The sequence below is a fragment of the Streptomyces sp. NPDC002742 genome (assembly GCF_042888885.1).
Lineage (GTDB): Bacteria > Actinomycetota > Actinomycetes > Streptomycetales > Streptomycetaceae > Streptomyces.
This window is the reverse complement of record NZ_JBIAQF010000033.1, coordinates 15757-32118: the sequence shown is the minus strand read 5'-3', so window position 1 is coordinate 32118 and position 16362 is coordinate 15757. Positions and strand designations below refer to the sequence as shown.

General features: G+C 69.5%; 12 protein-coding genes and 2 pseudogenes. 6 read left to right on the top strand and 8 right to left on the bottom strand.

The annotated features are described in order from the left end of the window. Positions 1-571: 571 nt before the first annotated feature. From ACFYW8_RS38405 to ACFYW8_RS38395, 3 genes are all read right to left on the bottom strand, one after another. Positions 572-763 (bottom strand): hypothetical protein, encoded by a 192-nt coding sequence (locus ACFYW8_RS38405; RefSeq protein ID WP_389089858.1) that lies wholly within the window; start codon positions 761-763, stop codon positions 572-574. 1013 nt (positions 764-1776) lie between these two features. Beyond that, positions 1777-2805, bottom strand: a complete 1029-nt coding sequence (locus tag ACFYW8_RS38400; protein WP_389089856.1) for a zinc-binding dehydrogenase — start codon at positions 2803-2805, stop codon at positions 1777-1779. Further along, the gene (locus ACFYW8_RS38395) at positions 2798-3229 is read right to left on the bottom strand and encodes a 4-oxalocrotonate tautomerase family protein (protein ID WP_389089853.1); all 432 of its coding nucleotides are present in this window, start codon (positions 3227-3229) and stop codon (positions 2798-2800) included. The genes ACFYW8_RS38400 and ACFYW8_RS38395 overlap by 8 nt, the downstream gene beginning before the upstream one ends. A 103-nt stretch (positions 3230-3332) precedes the next feature. Here ACFYW8_RS38395 and ACFYW8_RS38390 point away from each other — a divergent pair, with 103 nt between their 5' ends. Continuing rightward, positions 3333-3920 (top strand): TetR/AcrR family transcriptional regulator, encoded by a 588-nt coding sequence (locus ACFYW8_RS38390; protein ID WP_389089850.1) that lies wholly within the window; start codon positions 3333-3335, stop codon positions 3918-3920. Positions 3921-3957: 37 nt separating this feature from the next. Here ACFYW8_RS38390 and ACFYW8_RS38385 read toward each other — a convergent pair. Next, a pseudogene (locus ACFYW8_RS38385) lies at positions 3958-4095 on the bottom strand (IS5/IS1182 family transposase); the annotation flags it as partial. Positions 4096-5319: 1224 nt separating this feature from the next. Here ACFYW8_RS38385 and ACFYW8_RS38380 point away from each other — a divergent pair. Then, positions 5320-6825 (top strand): GMC family oxidoreductase, encoded by a 1506-nt coding sequence (locus ACFYW8_RS38380; RefSeq protein ID WP_389089847.1) that lies wholly within the window; start codon positions 5320-5322, stop codon positions 6823-6825. A 464-nt stretch (positions 6826-7289) separates the two neighbouring features. Here the strand turns inward: ACFYW8_RS38380 and ACFYW8_RS38375 are convergent, their stop codons facing one another. Together ACFYW8_RS38375 and ACFYW8_RS38370 are read right to left on the bottom strand one after the other, a co-directional pair. After that, positions 7290-8324 (bottom strand): helix-turn-helix domain-containing protein, encoded by a 1035-nt coding sequence (locus ACFYW8_RS38375; protein WP_389089844.1) that lies wholly within the window; start codon positions 8322-8324, stop codon positions 7290-7292. A gap of 207 nt (positions 8325-8531) precedes the next feature. Further along, positions 8532-9542: an NADP-dependent oxidoreductase gene (locus ACFYW8_RS38370; protein ID WP_389089841.1), complete on the bottom strand. Its 1011-nt coding sequence runs from the start codon at positions 9540-9542 to the stop codon at positions 8532-8534. A gap of 113 nt (positions 9543-9655) precedes the next feature. Here ACFYW8_RS38370 and ACFYW8_RS38365 point away from each other — a divergent pair, with 113 nt between their 5' ends. After that, positions 9656-10249, top strand: a complete 594-nt coding sequence (locus ACFYW8_RS38365) for a TetR/AcrR family transcriptional regulator (protein WP_389089838.1) — start codon at positions 9656-9658, stop codon at positions 10247-10249. A gap of 503 nt (positions 10250-10752) precedes the next feature. Here ACFYW8_RS38365 and ACFYW8_RS38360 read toward each other — a convergent pair. Both ACFYW8_RS38360 and ACFYW8_RS38355 read right to left on the bottom strand, forming a co-directional pair. Then, positions 10753-11076, bottom strand: a complete 324-nt coding sequence (locus ACFYW8_RS38360; protein WP_389089835.1) for a hypothetical protein — start codon at positions 11074-11076, stop codon at positions 10753-10755. Between the two features lie 15 nt (positions 11077-11091). After that, on the bottom strand, positions 11092-12804 hold the full coding sequence (locus tag ACFYW8_RS38355; RefSeq protein WP_389089830.1) for a nickel/cobalt transporter: 1713 nt from the start codon (positions 12802-12804) through the stop codon (positions 11092-11094). 208 nt (positions 12805-13012) lie between these two features. On the opposite strand from ACFYW8_RS38355, the pseudogene ACFYW8_RS38350 reads away from it, so the two are divergent. From ACFYW8_RS38350 to ACFYW8_RS38340, 3 genes and pseudogenes are all read left to right on the top strand, one after another. After that, positions 13013-13714: pseudogene (locus ACFYW8_RS38350) on the top strand (HoxN/HupN/NixA family nickel/cobalt transporter); the annotation flags it as partial. Positions 13715-13952: 238 nt separating this feature from the next. Beyond that, entirely contained in the window at positions 13953-15632 is a 1680-nt protein-coding gene (locus ACFYW8_RS38345) for a DUF4331 domain-containing protein (protein ID WP_389089828.1), read from the top strand. Next, positions 15629-16360, top strand: a complete 732-nt coding sequence (locus ACFYW8_RS38340) for a class F sortase (protein ID WP_389089825.1) — start codon at positions 15629-15631, stop codon at positions 16358-16360. Before ACFYW8_RS38345 ends, ACFYW8_RS38340 begins: the two co-directional genes overlap by 4 nt. Positions 16361-16362 lie beyond the last annotated feature (2 nt).

Here is a 16362-nt window from a genome sequence, read left to right as displayed (position 1 = left end):
GCCTGTCATCGACAGGCCGTTCGTCTCCCGGTGGCACGCATGGGACGCCTGCTCCGGCTAGCGCAAACAGGGCTGTTGCCGGATGGTGACTCGGCCCAGGAGTGGCCCGGTTGGTTTCGGGCGGTGTGGCCAGGATGGTTCTTATGGAGTCGTCGGCAATTGAAGATCAGGGGCTGGAACCGTATGGCTGAGGACCCGGGGTGCTGATGCTGGCTGAGGATGGTGGTTCGGCCGCTGGTGAACGCCGATCCTCCGGCAGGATCCGTCCGCCTATCCTCCGGACATGGTTGATCTCCGCCGGATGCTCCGCCGCTCGTTGTTGTTGGACGCGTTTGGGCGAGGATTCAGCTCCTGCTGGGCCGTTGCTCGCGGTGGGTGCTGAGGACGGCATCTGTTTCTGGTGGAATTCCGCGCCGAGGAAGTCACTCGGTCGTGGCTTTTTGGTGTTGGTGTTCAATCCGAGAGTGGTGCGCCCGAGGTCAGGGCACGTCGTCGAGCATGTCGGGTGTCAGGTCGCCTCGGGTGCGGAGTACACGGGGTCGGTGGCGGTAGTGCTTCGTGCGGTACAGGCTCAGGACGTCTCGCGGCGGATGAGGAGAGGGGTCGCCAGCACGCCGGCCACTACGGGTTCGGTGTGGGCGGATCGTTCCAGCATGGAGCGGATCGCGGTGCATACGCGGTCCGCTATCTCAAGAGGATTGAGCGCGAGCGAGGAGAGTGCCGGTCTCAGGAATGTGGCGATGGGCAGGTTGTCGGCACCCACCAGGACATCGTCATCCTGCTCATGGCCAACGCCGGCGTCATCGCGCCACCGGCGACGCGGCCCCCGACAGCTGGCGCCGCCTGGTCGGCCACCTGCTCCGCGCCTTCGCCGCCCCCGGCACCGACGCCCCGCCCCTGTCCCCGGCACCCGCATCAACTGCCCTGTACCGCGCGATGATCCGCCTCGGCCGCCCCGGAGTCGGCACCTCCTGAATCACGCGGCACCGGCCCCGGTGCTGTCACGCGGCCTGGGGCGAGCCGTCCTGGCCGGGGTCGAGCTTGGTGAAGTCGACATCCAGGTGCGGCTGGTACAGCGGCAGAATTTGCATAGCTGCAGATCAAAGCTGGTCGTCGCCGTGATGGGAGGGGGTCGGGGTCGAATCCGGGTCGAATCCGGGTCGAATTGCCTTCCATTTCGCCCGTTCGGTGGGTTGTTGCGGGTCAATAGCATGATCAGGCGTCATCGCGCCGGGTCGCGTGAACCCAAGAGAGGCGCGGTCCACGAGGCCGTGCACGAGCTCACCGCCCGGCTTCTGACCCGGCCCGGAGGGTGAGCGCGGGAGGAGGGGTACGGCCGCGGCGACCGCCGCGGCCGTACCCGGTGCAAGCCGATGACTGCTGCCTGCTCGCACGAGAGCTCGACATCGACGCCGTTGGCAGCGAGAACTTTGGCGATGGTCCGGTCGGCCGTCACGCGATAGCTGTCACCCGTGCCGGCCAGCCGCACGAGGGATGCGCCGTCGACCGCCGTGCCGACTTCGCGGGCGGCGGGGGAGAAGCGTTCGTAATGTGGCTGTCCGGACTCCCAACCGGCCTCTACCGTCCGGTCGATGACGTGACTCATGAAGCCGTTCGGTCCGCAGACGTGGACGAGCGCGGCCGGGTCCGGTGCCTGCGGGCTCGGGTAGGGAACGCGGTTCGTGCGCTGTCTCCCCTGCCGCTGTGATGGACCGTCAAGCGGTCATATCACGATCACGTCAAAGAGCATTTGGCACCGGTGGCGGGGTGACGGGCTCAACTGGGGTCCGGAGAAGCGATGTTGTCGCGGACGAAGACGGGTTTGAGGTGCTTTTCCGGCAGTGCGGCGGGCAGGTCCTCCCAGTCCAGGACATCGGAGACGACGCGTTCGGGGGCTACCTTTCCCGAGCCCGCGAGGGCGAGGGCGTCGGGGATGTGGGCGCGTACGTTGTCGCGGGCGATGCGCAGGGTGACGCCGGTGAGGTACATGTCGAGCAGCGGGAGTTCGCCGGGCCGGAAGTGGTTGCCGGCCGATTCGCAGATGCCTTCGGGGGCGAGCGACCGGAGCGCGAGCTTGAGTTGGTCGACGCGGCCGGTGGCCTCCACGGCCAGGTCGAAACCGTGCGGGATCGGCTCGATGGTCTCGGCGGTGCGGGCGCCGTAGCCCCCGGCGAGGGCCCGGTGTGCGGGGTCGGGGTCGACGTAGAGGACGTCGGAGGCGCCGAGGGCACGGGCGATGTCGCAGACGTACAGGCCGATGCTGCCGCGGGCGACGACCAGGACCCGGGCGCCGGGGCGGGACTTGAGGTGGGGGGCGACCAGGCGCCAGGACAGGGACCAGTTGTCACTGGCCGACGCCATGGCCACCGGGTCGAGACCGGCGGGCAGCGGGACCAGCATGGCCTGCGCGTACGGCACCCGGACCAGGTCGGAGAAGAGGCCTCCCCAATTGCCGCCGATCGGGGCGCCGTACATCGCCATGTGCGGCACCGCGCTGCAGTGCGCGGTCAGCCCGGCGCGACAGGAGTCACACGTGCCGCAGTTGATCGACCAGGGCACGACGACCAGATCCCCGGGGGCCACGGTGGTCACCGCGTCGCCGATGTCGACGACCCGCGCCACGCATTCATGGCCGAGGGCGAACGGCGGGTCGATGAATCCGTGCCCGGCCAGGATCGCGGAGTCCACGTCGCAGGAGGTGGCGGCCACCGGGGCGACGATCGCCTCCTGCCCCGACCGAAGCTTCGGGTCAGGTGCCTCGCGCCACTCCACGGTGCGCCGGGCGACGTACGTCAGCTCACGCATCGGCCCACTGCTCCTTCGCCAGGGCCACCAGGTCGGCGTAGCGGACGACGGAGCCGCCGGCGCCCCAGGTGCCCTCAGGCTGTTCGTGCACGAGCACCCACACGCGCAGTGCCTCGGCCGAGGTCAGCCCGGCAGCGCCGAGCACGGTCCTGGTGACGTCTTCGACGAGTCCGGCCTTGCGCCGCTCGGACAGGGCGCCCTGCGGAACCGTCACGTCCACGAGGTAGCGGGGTGCCGCGTCCTCCGCGGTGGCCTGTGCCCCTTCCGGCAGCTCGACCAGGTAGCTCCACGCCTGGGTGCGGAAGAAGGCGGTGTCGGGCGCGCCCTCCCACCGCAGCAGCACGGCGGCGAGGTCTCGCTGGATCGTCGTACGGCCCTGAGCGGTGAGGGCACCGGTCGGGGCGGTCAGCCGGATCATCGGCATGGCGGTTCCTCGGTTCTTCGACAGCCTCTGGCTATAACGGTCGTCATAACGAGAGGTCACGCTAGACTATGACGACCGTTATAGCCAGAGGGGAGCTGCACGCGTGACCACAAGCGACACCCCGTCCCGGGAGCGGATCGTGGCAGGTGCCGCCGACATGATCAGTCGGCGGGGCCTGAGTGCCACGAGCATCCGGGAGATGGCCAAGCACGCGAAGGCGCCACTCGGCTCGACCTACCACTACTTCCCCCAGGGCAAGCAGCAACTGGCCACGGAGGCCGTCCGTTACACGGGCGAGTGGGTCGCGCGGAGCCTCGGCAAGAGGCTGGAGGCGGGAGGACCGGTCGCCGGCCTCGACGCCTTCCTGGCCCTCTGGCGCGCGATCGTCGTCGACACCGACTTCCACGCCGGCTGCCCCGTCCTCGCCGTGGCCATCGAGGAACCGCCCGCCGATGAGACGCCGCCCGCCCTGGCGGCCGCAGCCGAGGTCTTCGACCGGTGGGAAGGTCTGCTCGCCGACTCGCTGCGGGCACACGGTGCCAGCGCCGAACAGGCCGTACAGGTTGCCACGCTGGTCGTCGCCGCCGTCGAGGGCGCCGTGGCCCTGTGCCGCGCCAAGCGCAGCATCGAACCCCTGGACCGCACCGCCGCCCAGCTCCGGGCCCTCGTCGGCGCCACGACAACGGGCTAAAAGAGCGTTTTTTCCTGTGGGTAGTGTCGGTTCCAAGTCAGGCATCGCGCCGGTTCTGGGTGGATTCGCGGGTCGGTCGTCTGCTTATGAGGTCGATCATCGCAATGCGGATCATGGCCTCGGAGCGATGCGGATGGGTCTCGTAGTCGCGGGCGAGACGGCGATGGCGCATCAGCCCGCAACCGCGAAATCTCTTCCCGGACCTTCTTCGCCCGAGCCTCCAGCAGACCGACAACCGACGGCACCAGCCACCTCCGCGAGCGGGACGAGCGGATGGACCACGTCCATCTCTCCTGCCGCAAACCGGAGTTCATGCCCATCACCCAGAACTTGACGATCACGTTCGGAAAGCGGGTGCCGCCTCAGCGCGCCGAGATGAGCTGATCGCCTGCGTACGCGGCGCCGTGGTCGGTTCGGCCGGTTCGACAACGAGGGACGCGACCCCTGATGGTCAGTGATCTCGATGCCTGATCACGAACAGGCCGATCGCCTCGGGCCTTTGGACGAGGAGGCCGAGGCGGAGATGCGGTGCTTGCTTGGCATCGTTCCGATGGGGCGTCAGGTCTGGCCTCGTACTGTCGGCGACTGGGCTTGCGGCGACGCTACGGGCGCCGATCGTGCGGGGCTCCCTGCCGCGCTCTGTCACCGGTGAGCGTCTTGGTGGTCCACCTGCAGTCCTCGCTGCCGGTCCAGGTTGACGCGGCCGTCGGTGGGAAGGGGCCGTCACCTGTGGCAGGGCAAGAACTCGGTCGGCGCGTACGAGCAGCCTGCCGCCCTGCTGTGTGACGCCGACTGTCCCGCCCTGCCCGCCCGTGAACGAACCGAAGCATGTGCTCCAACGTTGTCTTATGGCGCTCAGGTTCCGAACGGACGTCGCGGTGGTTCAAGTGCGTGCCGTGTCGGTTTTCCTAAGCTTCGAGGGCAGGGGAAACACCCGGGCTGTTCTGGACGGATACACACCAAAGACGAGAACTCGTGAACCAAGAGAATTCCGGCCGCGTGGCCGTCATCGCAGGTACCGGCGCCGACCTGGGCATCCCCAACGGGGTGATCGGCAGTGTGCGGATCGCAGGCCCGCCGGATCAAGGTGATCGTTTGCCATCGGGTCACCTCGGTGTCCGTGAGCACCAGCAACACCCACACCAGCAGGGGCGCGTGGGGGGCATCCATCCGGACAGCCGTGCTCCATCGGAGCCCGCTCGCTGCTGATCAGCCGGTTCCAGGCCTTCTGCGCGCCGAGCCCGGACACGGCCGGGCGACCCGCAGGACTGACGCGAAGACAACCATCCTCACTTTTAGACCCCTTTAGTGCACAAGCACAATCAGCTCCTTGATCGTCGAAGAGCTGATTTCTGAAATCCGGTGGTCGTACAAGGCTGCCGTGGAAAGCGGAGACATGATGGGAAAGAGTTCTTATGACTATGTCGTGGTGGGAGCGGGCACAGCGGGATGCGTGATTGCCTCCCGGCTTTCGGAACGCCCCGGAGTGCGGGTGTTGCTGCTGGAGGCCGGAGCCCGGGACGCAACCGAGACGATGGCATCTCCTTGGGGCTTCCTGGGGTTTGACCCGTCATCCCTCTGGCTGGGCGCCTCGACCGTGCAGGCCGGTACAGGCAGGGCCGCTGACGTGCTGCGCGGCAAGGCGCTCGGCGGGTCGTCGAGCATCAACGGCCTCTACCACCTGCGGGGGCACCGCTCCGGTTACGACGAATGGCCCGGCCTCGGTGCTCCGGGCTGGGGTTTCGACGATCTGCTGCCTTATTTCCGCCGCAGCGAGAGCACTCGCAGCCGTGATGCCTCCGTGCGGGGCACGGACGGGCCGGTCGTGGTCGCCCCGGTCCCGGAACCCCATCCCCTGGCCACGGCGGGCGTCGACGCCGCGGTGGAGGCTGGGTTCGCACGCGCCGATGACATCGGCAGCGGGCTGGAGACCGGGTTCGGGTGGAGTGACATGAATCTGCCCGGCGGCGCCCGCCAGAGCGCGGCCGACGCCTATATCCGTCCGTTCCTCGACCGGCCGAACCTGGACGTCGTCACGGACGCGACCGTGCAGCGGCTGCGCACCACCGCGGGCCGCTGCACCGGCGTCGAGTACACCATCGGTGGGGAGCATCTGTCCGTCGAGAGCGCCGAGGTGGTGCTGACCGCGGGGGCCATCGGTTCCGCACACCTCCTGATGCTGTCAGGGATCGGCCCGGCACAACACCTTGAGGAACACGGTATCGACGTCGTCGCCGACCTGCCGGGAGTGGGCTCCCATCTGCAGGACCATCCGATGGCGGGCGTGGTGTACGAGGCCGTCCAGCCCGTACCGTTCGTTCCTGCCAACCCGCCGGCCGAAATGATGGGCCTGCTGTACAGCGACCCCGCCGCGGCCCGGCCGGACCTTCAGGTCTACATCGTCGCCGCACCGCTCCCGTCGGTATGGGGCCTGCCGCCGGCCAACGGCTACTCCATCGCCTTCTCCGCGATGGCTCCGCACAGCAGCGGCACCGTGCGCCTGGCGGACGCCGATCCCGGCAGCGCACCCGTCGTCGATCCCGGCTACCTGAGTGACGACCGTGACCTGGAGGTCATGCGCAAGGGCCTGGCCCTGGCGCGCCGCATCGGGGAGGCCGACGCGTTCGCCGACTGGCGCAAGCAGGAAGCGGTGCCGGGCTCCGGAACGAGCGGCGAATCCGTGGACGAGTTCATCCGCAAGGCCACCGGCCCCTACTTCCACTTCACCGGCACCTGCCGCATGGGAACCGACGCCGATGCCGTCGTCGACCCTGCGAACCTTCGCGTGCACGGAATAGCCGGACTGCGGGTCGCCGATGCCTCGGTGATGCCGTCCATCCCCTCGGCCAACACCAACGCGACCGTCTACGCCATCGCCGAACGGGCCGCCGAACTGATCGACTGAGCCTTCTTCAGCGCCCACGGCGCTTCCACAACGCGCTCATCCCCGATGCCTGGACCGCCGGCAGCCGACCGGAGTCTTCGACCAGCTGCCGGCATCCTGCTTGCCGAACTCAAGGCGGCCGGCGAGCTCGAGGGGTCCAGGCCCTGTGTGGACGGCTCCCACATACGCGCGAAAGTGGGGGGAGTTGACGCCGGTCCGTCGTCGGCGGGTCAGCGGAAGGCGGCCGGCAAACACCGCCCAATGGTGAGCCATGGGGCGGTGGATCACCTCTCGGCTCGCCGGGAACCGCCGAGGTCCTGAAACGACCGAGGGCCCCGCGGGCAGCGCCGGCGAGGTGACCCAGACCCGCCCCCTCATCGACAACATCCTGCCGCGGTCACATGCCCAGGCCGCCCACAGCGCCGCCCTGCCTTGCTCGGGACACGCGTAGGCGGCATCCGCTGAACTGCGGTCGTACCTTTTGGTCACGCGCTTTCGGCCGGCCCGTGGCCCGGCGGGTGCCGGTTCGGCGAGAGCGAGGCTGCTCCGGTCGAACGGGCGTACTCGGTGGGAGTCTGACCGTAGTGCTTCTTGAAGGTCCGGGTGAAGTGGCTGCTGTCCGCGAACTGCCAGTGTGCGGCGAGTTCCGAGATACTCAGGTGACCTGACGGCTCGGTGAGGGCGAGCCGGGCCTCTTGCAGTCGCCGGTGGCGGATGTAGGTGGCCACCTGCTCTCCCACCGCGGTGAATGCCCGGTGCAGCGTACGGACGGAGACGTTGAGTTCACGCGCGAGCATCGCAGGAGAAAGTTCGGGATCAGCGAGCCGGCGGTCCGCGAGGTCCTTGGCTGCCTGGGTGAGCGCGGGAGCCAGCCGGGGTTCTACGTCGTCGAACCGGCCCTTCGTCACCGCCTTGGCCAGCTCGATCAGGGCGGCGTGGGCGGCTTCCACACCGGCCGGGCCGAGGTCGGCCACAGTTGTGTGGATCATGTCTGTGAGGGCCGTCAGCAGGCGTATCTCGGCCGAGTCCGCCGGCCCGGTGATGACCCGGTTTCCGAGCAAGGGTTTGAGCTCGCCGGGGGGCAGGACGAGGAACTTCGCCGTGAGGTGCGCCGTCGTCTCGAAGGCCGTCAGGGGCCCGAGGTGCCGGACGAGGAACTGCCCGGCCGATACGGTCTGCTCGCCACAACCCGGCGGGCCGCCCAGAGTCCATGCGCCGCGCCGCACTACGTACATCGCCACCAGATCCTGATCGCCGCCCGGGACGTCCGCTGTCCGGGTTGCCGACGCGGCGTGAAGATCGGCGATCGCCGCGCCCTGCACCTTGGCCACGTGGCCCTTGACCCGGAAGTCACCGATCGTGTCCGGGCTGAAGGCCGGCAGTTGGAAGACATCGTCGCCGATCTGCGTCTCCCACCCGCGCCGGAAGGCGTCGAGTCCCCGCGGTGCGGCGCCCGGGGCGGTCGAGTCCACTGATAACACCCCGCGCGCGCCGTCGACCTCCGCTCCGGTACTGTTCATCACTCTCCGATCCCTCACATTCATTGCTTCAACGCCGTGTTCGTGTTCCGTACGGACGTCGCCGACCGTCTCGGCGATCTCCTGCGGCGAACCGAGCCTCGTGGCCGCGTGGTCGCCATGACTCGCCCCAAATTCTCCGCGTCGGCCTCTCTACGGCCGCCGGTGCCCCGCGGACGGGCTCCGGACGCGTCGGTGAAAGGCTCGTTCCTAAGGGACCGTGAGCACGATCTTGCCCTGGATGTGCCCTCGGGCGGCGCGTTCGTGCGCGGCTCGGGCATCGGCGAGCGCAAACGTGCTGTCGATCGCGACGTGGATTGTGCCCACGTCGAGCAGGCGCCCCAGTTCAGCGAGTTGCGCGCCGTTCGAGCGGACCTGGGCGCTCGAGACCGTGACGCCCAGCTTCGCGGTCTCTTCTTCGTCGAAGTCCCCGGGAAGCACGGGGAACTGGACGCCGCCGCGCTTGAGCGTGCGCAGGAAGCGTTTGCTGTCGGGGCCGCCGACGGTGTCGAGCACGAGGTCGACGTCGTGCACGAGTTCCTCGGGACGACTCTTGGTGTAGTCGATGAACTGGTCGACGCCGAGCTCGCGCAGGAACGATTCATGCGCGCCCGATGCCACCGCGATGACACGTGCGCCCTTCCAATTCGCCAGCTGTAGTGCGAAGTGCCCCACGCCGCCCGCGGCGCCGTTGATGAGCACCGTCGTGTCGCCGTCGAGTGCCGTCGGGCGATGCCGTGCCTCCTGGAAGGGCGAGGGGTGATCGTGCCCGACCTCGATCAGGAACTGCCACGCGGTGAGCCCGGCCATGGGCGCCCCGGCGGCGTGTACGTGGTCGATGCCGGCCGGCTTGCGTGCGAGGTCCGACGCGGGCGCGGCCACGTACTCGGCGTATGTACTGCCGTTGAAGCTGGGAAAACGCAGAAGCCCGAAGACTTCGTCACCTACGGCGAGGCCGTCCGCGTCCGTGGCGACGGCCTCGACGACGCCCGACATGTCGGTCCCCGGAATCACCGGCAGGCTGACCGTCGATTCCGTCTCCCCGGGCATTGTGGTCAGCCCGCCGCGCAGGTACCAGTCGGGGGGATTGATGCCGACCGCGTGAACGCGAACGAGTACTTCGCCCGGCCCCGGTTCGGGAATCCGCACCTCGTCGTAACGCAGAACTTCAGGGCCGCCGTGCCCATGGAGCCGGACCGCCCTCATCGTGTGTGACGGCATCGTTTTTTCTCCTGCCCACGCTGCGGGATAGTCTTATCCGGATCAGTGGTCCATATAAACGGACCACTGATCCGAATATATGGACCACTGATCCGGATAGTCAAGGGGGACAGGTGCGGGCCGACGCCAGGAAGAACCGCGACCACCTGCTCGCAGTAGCGGGCACCGCCATCACCGAGCAAGGCGTCGACGTGTCCCTGCGCGACATCGCGCGCAGGGCCGATGTCGGGCTCGCGACGCTGCTGCGCCACTTCCCGACGCGCGAGGCGCTGCTCGACGCCCTGCTCCGCGCGAGCTTCGACGAGCTGGCGGCACAGGCAGCCGAGCTCGAAACGTTGAGCTCACCCGAAGAAGCTCTCGTTTCGTGGCTGCGCGACTGCGTCGCGTGGACAACCGAGTATCGGGGCGTGACCGTGCTGATGGCAGCCGCCATCGAGGACACCGAATCCGCACTCCACGCTTCGTGCGTCACCCTGCGCGCGGCCGGCGCGCGGCTCCTCACCCGCGCCCAGGCCGCGGGCATGGCGCGGAGCGATATCGATGGCGCCGATTTGTTTGCGCTGGTGGCCATGCTTGCTTGGCTCGGCGATCAGCACTCGCTCGCGCCGCGCGCCGACCACCTCTTCGAGGTTGTCGCGAGCGCGATTCTGACGAGCGCAGGGAGCAGCGAAGCCGAGGAGGAACGCCGCCCTCGGGCTCGTAGCTGAAATCATCGCGCACGCGGACCAGCGAACTCGCCCCAGCGTCGACGCGGTCGCCCGGCACGTCCCCGAACGCGACCCCGCCGCCCGACGGATGCACTGACGCCTCAAGATCAACAAATGGCGACTTCTGGGCTCACCTCGGCGACACCCCAGAAGGGTGAACCACAGCACCACCTCACGGTCAGCAGTCCACGTCTCGTGAGACATGCGAACTGCGAAGAACACCTGTGCGGTCACCGTGTGCCGGGGCAGCTGCTGCGGCACGGCAAAGGTCCCCGGAGTTGACCACTCGGCCCAACTCGACACGCTCCAAGCAGAACTGGCCTCCGTCGCCCGGATCCGGGCAGTGAGCTGCCTCGACCCGTGCGAACAGGCCAACGTCATCGTCGTACAGCCTTCCCCGGCGGGACGGGGCGAGGTCGGCCGGCCAGTCTGGCTCGGTCTGGTCAACGACCCGGAAGCGACAGGAGACACCGTCGCCTGGGTGAGTGAACGGAGTGCGCCTCCTAGCGTTTCGCCGCGTTGGTTCTGCCGCCGAGAGCGGTGTAGAGGTCTGTCCAGCGCCGGTCGGTGCCGGTTGACGGCTTGCCGTCGCAGAAGGCTTTGGCTCCGTTGGCCGTGTAGTAGCGCAGCATCTGCAGGACGGCCCCGGTGTCGGCCTTGGCGCCCGCGGTGTATCTGCTGCCGGGCGCCTGTTTCTGGTGGACTCGGCACACGAGGGTGGGGTCGTTGGTCTGTACGTCCAGTCTGCCGTCGGGCGAGGCGCCGCATCCACCGAGAGCGAGGGCGCCGAGCAGGGCTGCAACGGGGGCGATCGGTCGGCGTGCCATGGGATCTCCCGGGTGCTACAGGACGGTTTGCAGGCTGCGGGCCATCATGCCCAGGCCGACGACGAGAACGAGAGCGGCGGTGAGCAGCGCGGTGTAGGGGGCGATGCGGCTTACCCGGGCGAGCAGTGGGCGGTTGGCGAGGTGTCCGGCCCGGTCGCCGAGGTGAACCATGAGCAGTCCGACGGCGGTGAGTGCGGCCGCCATGCCGAGGCCGTAGGCCAGCACGAGGGCGGCCCCGAAGACGGTCCGGCTCAGGGCGATCGCGCCGAGGAGGACGACCAGTGCGGAGGGGCTGGGGACGAGGCCTCCGGCGACGCCGAGACCGATCAGGCCGCGGGTGGAGAAGGGTGGCGCTTCGTCGTCGCCCGACGGGTGGGCGTGGTGGTGCCCGAACGGCCCGTGGCGGTGCGACTCGCCGTGAGCGTGACCGTGGGTATGGACGCGATGGTCCGGGTGGTCGTGGCCGTGGCCGTGGTCATGGTCGTGGTCATGGTCGTGTGGCTGGTGGTCGGCATGGCCGTGGGCCTGTCCGTGCTCGGACATGGTCCGGTGCGCAGAGGCGTCCGGCTCGTTGTTCCCAGGGACGGGGCTTGCGGAGCCGATCAGGGCCGGGGCCATCTGCAGAGTGCTGCCCCTGGGGCTTTCTGCTGCGGCGGACAGGGGCCGTCGGCGTGAGCGTCGTACGGTGTCGGCCAGCAGGGCCCCTCCGACCGCGGCCACCAGCGCGCCGCTGACGACGCCGAGCCAGTTGAGTACCGCGTCGCCGGCCAGCGAGGAGAACGTGGTGAGGCACAGCCCGATCACGAGCACGCCGGCCGTGTGCGTGACGGTCACGGTGGCGCCGACCGTCACCGCGTCGCGGGTCCTGCCGCGCCGACCGGCCAGGTAGGCGGCCATGACGGTCTTGCCGTGGCCCGGCAGCAGCGCGTGGCCGGCGCCCAGCACGATCGAGAGCAGCACGGCCAGCAGGCCGACCGGAACGGTGAGGTGCTTGGCGCCGGCCAGTGAAGTCAGTTGGCGGGACAGTGCCTCGACCCGGCCGGTGAGACCGCCGGAACCCGGGCCCGCCATCGGGTCGGCGGTGCCGGACGCGCCCTCGCCCGCGACCGCCGTGAAGCGGGCCCGGGTGTCCCCGCGCGGGGTGGACAGCAGGTCACGGGGGTAGTCGCGCAGTTCGTCGGTGACCGAGGCGGCCGGCACGGTGGACTGCCGCAGGTGGGTGCGGTCGCCCTTGGCGGTGATCTCGTTCCAGCCGACCCGGGTCGCGTCCACGCCGGTGGCCACATCCAGGGTCACCGGGCCGCCTGCCAGGTCGAGCGGCGCGTGGAGGCGGCATTCCAGACGGCTGGTGCGCAGTCCCGCCTGGCCAGGCAGGTACACGAAGGCGACCGAATCCATCCTCCAGGCCAGGCGCCGTGGTGTGGTGACGGTCAGTTGGCGGGTCGTGCCGGCGCAGCGGGCCGCGGCCCAAGCGGCGCGTTCGGACACGCTCTGGCTGCCGTCCTGGTCGGCGTCGACGGTGGTAGCCGCTTGCAGCGTCGGGATTTCGGCGGTGTCGGTCACGGCGAGCACGTCCACCCGGTCGGGGCGGACCGTGAAACCGGTGTAGTGGTTGACGGAGAAGTTGCCGAGCGGATGGGCCTGCGCTGTGGGCGCAGCCGTGCCGAACAGCCACAGCGCGATGCCGGCCACCGCTGTCACACGCCGACCGAGGTGACCGTGTCTCATGGACGCCTCCGCGCCGGTGCCGTAGGAGGGACGCCGAACGGCATCCGAAGGCGTCGCCCGCCCTGGTGACCGCACTGATACCCGTCTGCGCTCCGCGGGGGCCGGCCTGCTGGCCCTCTCACCCGCGCGGCTCACCACGGCCACCGAAACGGCCCACCGGGAGACTCCCAGGCCCAGATCTCAGTGCCGCGCCCCGGACGGCCGGAAGATGACGAGCCTGATCGGCACGGCGGTCTCCGGAACCTTCCTGTACGCCATCGCCGCGGTCGACCTCGTCGTGCTGGCCGGGATCTGGAAGGTCTGGAGGCGGATGCGCGCCGGGGCCCTGGACGAGCAGGCTCTGGAGGAGCAGCTCGACAAGCGGGGCCTGGTGAACAGTCTGCTGGGCCGGGTGATGAACTCGATCGACAAGCCCTGGCAGATGTATCCGGTCGGCCTGCTCTTCGGCCTCGGTTTCGACACCGCCACCGAGGTCGCCCTGCTCGTCATGGCTGCCTCGGGTGCCGCCACCGGTCTGCCCTGGTACGCCGTGCTGTGCCTGCCGGTTCTGTTCGCCGCCGACATGAGCCTGCTGGACACCATCGACGGCTCCTTCATGAACGTCGCCTACGGCTGGGCCTTCTCGCATCCTGTCCGCAAGATCTATTACAACCTCACCGTCACGGGCCTGTCGGTGGCCGTCGCCCTGATCATCGGCACGGTCGAACTCCTCGCCCTGCTCGCCGACCAACTCGCCCTGACAGGCGGGTTCTGGGGCTGGGTCGCCGCACTGGACCTCAACACCGTCGGCTTCGTCGTCGTGGGGCTGTTCGCCGCGGCCTGGGCCTGCGCCCTGCTGGTGTGGAAGTACGGCCGTATCGAGCGGCGGTGGACCACCCCGAGTCCGCCGGCCGAAGCGGTGACCGAATGAGCGGCACCCCCGTGGTCCGCCGCGACTGGGACGCCCGTTCGGCTTCCCAGCGTTGCAGGCCCGACACGCCCGTGGTGACTTATTCGTAACTTAAGTCGCATCGCGGACACATTGCAGTGAGGCCTGCGCCCATGTCGGGCGGGGTCAGGACGGTCCGTCTGGGGCTTCGAGTGTCCACCGCCGTCAGCCGGCCCTCCCGTCCCCGGAGCGGCAGGCTCCCACCCGAAACGGATGGCCCATGGATTGCTCCCGCTCGCGCCGGAGGTTCCCCGCCCGCCCGGCCGAACGCGCGCTCGCCACCACCGGTGTCCTCGCCCTGGTGTCCGCCGCGGCCCTCGCCGGTCTGACGCCAGGCGTCAGTTCGGCCTCCAGTCACCGCGAGGCGCCACTGATCGCCGGCGACCCGAAGGCGGACAACACCGACGTCTACGCCTTCACCAGCCCGGACAAGCCGGACACGGTGACGATGGTGGCGAACTGGATCCCGTTCGAGGAACCGAACGGCGGCCCGAACTTCTACCCGTTCGCCAACGACGCCCACTACAACATCAAGATCGACAGCAATGGCGACGGCAAGGCCGACACCACCTACACCTGGTCGTTCACCGACCACATCCGTGACTCCGCCCACCAGTTCCTGTACAACACCGGCGTGGTCAACAAGCTGGACGACCCGACCCTGAACTTCCGCCAGACCTACGACCTGACGGTCACCGACGCCCACGGCACCAGGACCCTGCTCAAGGACGCCCCCGCCGCGCCCTCCAACGTCGGCAAGGCCTCGACGCCGAACTACGCCTCGCTGCGCAAGCAGGCCACCTTGCGGCTCCCGGACGGCGGACAGACCTACGCCGGGCAGGCGTCCGACCCGTTCTTCGCGGACCTGCGGGTCTTCGACCTCCTCTACGGGGGGAACCTGTCGGAGACCGGCCACAACACGCTCGCGGGCTACAACGTCAACACCATCACCATCCAGGTGCCCAAGAAGGACCTCGCACTGGGCGGCGACCCGACCCGCAACCCGGTGATCGGCGTATGGTCCACTACGGACCGCCAGGGCGCTCAGGTCAGTTCGTCCGGGAGCAAGGGCGCGCAGGGCACCTCCTCGAACCGCAACACGGACGCTGCGAACGACGGGAAGGCGCCGGGCCGGGACGGGTCGGGTTCCGGATCCGGATGGCACCAGGTCTCCCGCCTCGGCAACCCGTTGGTCAACGAGGTGGTCGTCCCGCTGAAGTACAAGGACGCCTTCAACACGCTCAGCCCCTACCAGGACCACACGGTCACCCCGGTCGTCAACGCGGTCAAGGACCCGATCCTGCCCAAGGTCGTCCAGAGCATCTACGGCGTGCCGGCCCCCGCGACCCCCCGCAACGACCTCGTGGAGATCTTCCTCACCGGGATCTGCAAGGCCTGCGGACCGATCAAGGCGGACCTCAACTCCCAGCTCCTCAACGGCGACGTCGACAAGAACGCGTTCACCCCGAGCGAGGAGCTGCGGCTGAACATGTCCGTGGCGCCCGCCGCCAAGCCCAACCGCCTCGGCGTCCTCGGCCAGGACCTGGCCGGCTTCCCCAACGGGCGCCGGCTCACCGACGACGTCCTCGACATCGAGCTCCAGGCCCTGGAAGGCGCCGCGCAGACCGGCAAGATCGTGCCCGCCCTCGCGGCCGGCGACGGCGTCAACGCCCCGTACAGCCCGCCCGGCGCATCGTTCCCGTACGTGGCACTGCCCAGCACCGCCGCGGTCAACCAGGCAGGTTCCCTCAGCCCCGACGGCGGCGTCGGAGCGGGCTTCGGCGGCACCGCCTTCGGCGGCAACCTCCCTGTCGTCGCGGCGACCGCTGCCGGCGGCGGCGTCCTGCTGGCCGGGGCCGGAGTCCTCGCCCTGCGCCGCCGGCGGGCCGACCGGACGTGACCGCCCCCGCCGTACCGGGTCGCCCGCCCTCCGCACCGGAGGGCGGGCGGCCGCGCCGCGTCCGCGGACTCACCGCGGCCGCCGTCGTCGCCGGCCTGAGCCTGGCCGCGGCCGGCGCCACCGCACTGATCACCGACCACACCTACACCCCGGCCCACGTAGACATAGGGGCACTGCCTCTACCCGAAGCTCCCGGCTCCCGGCACATCGCCGGCCCGGCCGAGCCGGCCGCCCGGCCCGTGCGGATACGCATACCCGGCATCAGCGTGGACCGCCTCCTGACCGACCTGCAGGTCCGGTCGGACGGCCACCTCGCCGCCCCGGAAGACCCCGGCCAGGTCGGCTGGTGGAGCGACGGTCCACGCCCCGGTGATCCGGGCGCCGCCATCGTGGTCGGACACGTCGACTCCCTGACCGGTCCGGCCGCCTTCTACGGCATATCCGCACTGCGCCCAGGCGACTCCATATCCATCGACCGGGCCGACCACACCCACGCCGACTTCACCGTCCGAGCACTTCGGCAGTACGCCAAGGACGACTTCCCCGACAACGAGGTCTACGCGACCACCGGTCCCCCCGAACTGCGATTGATCACCTGCGGCGGCACCTACGACCCGGCAGCGGGCGGCTACCGCGACAACGTGGTCGTCTACGCCACACTGGCCCACCCCGGCCGACCGCACCCGTCCGCAACGTCCCCAAGTACCCCATCCCGGAGCGGGAATTGACC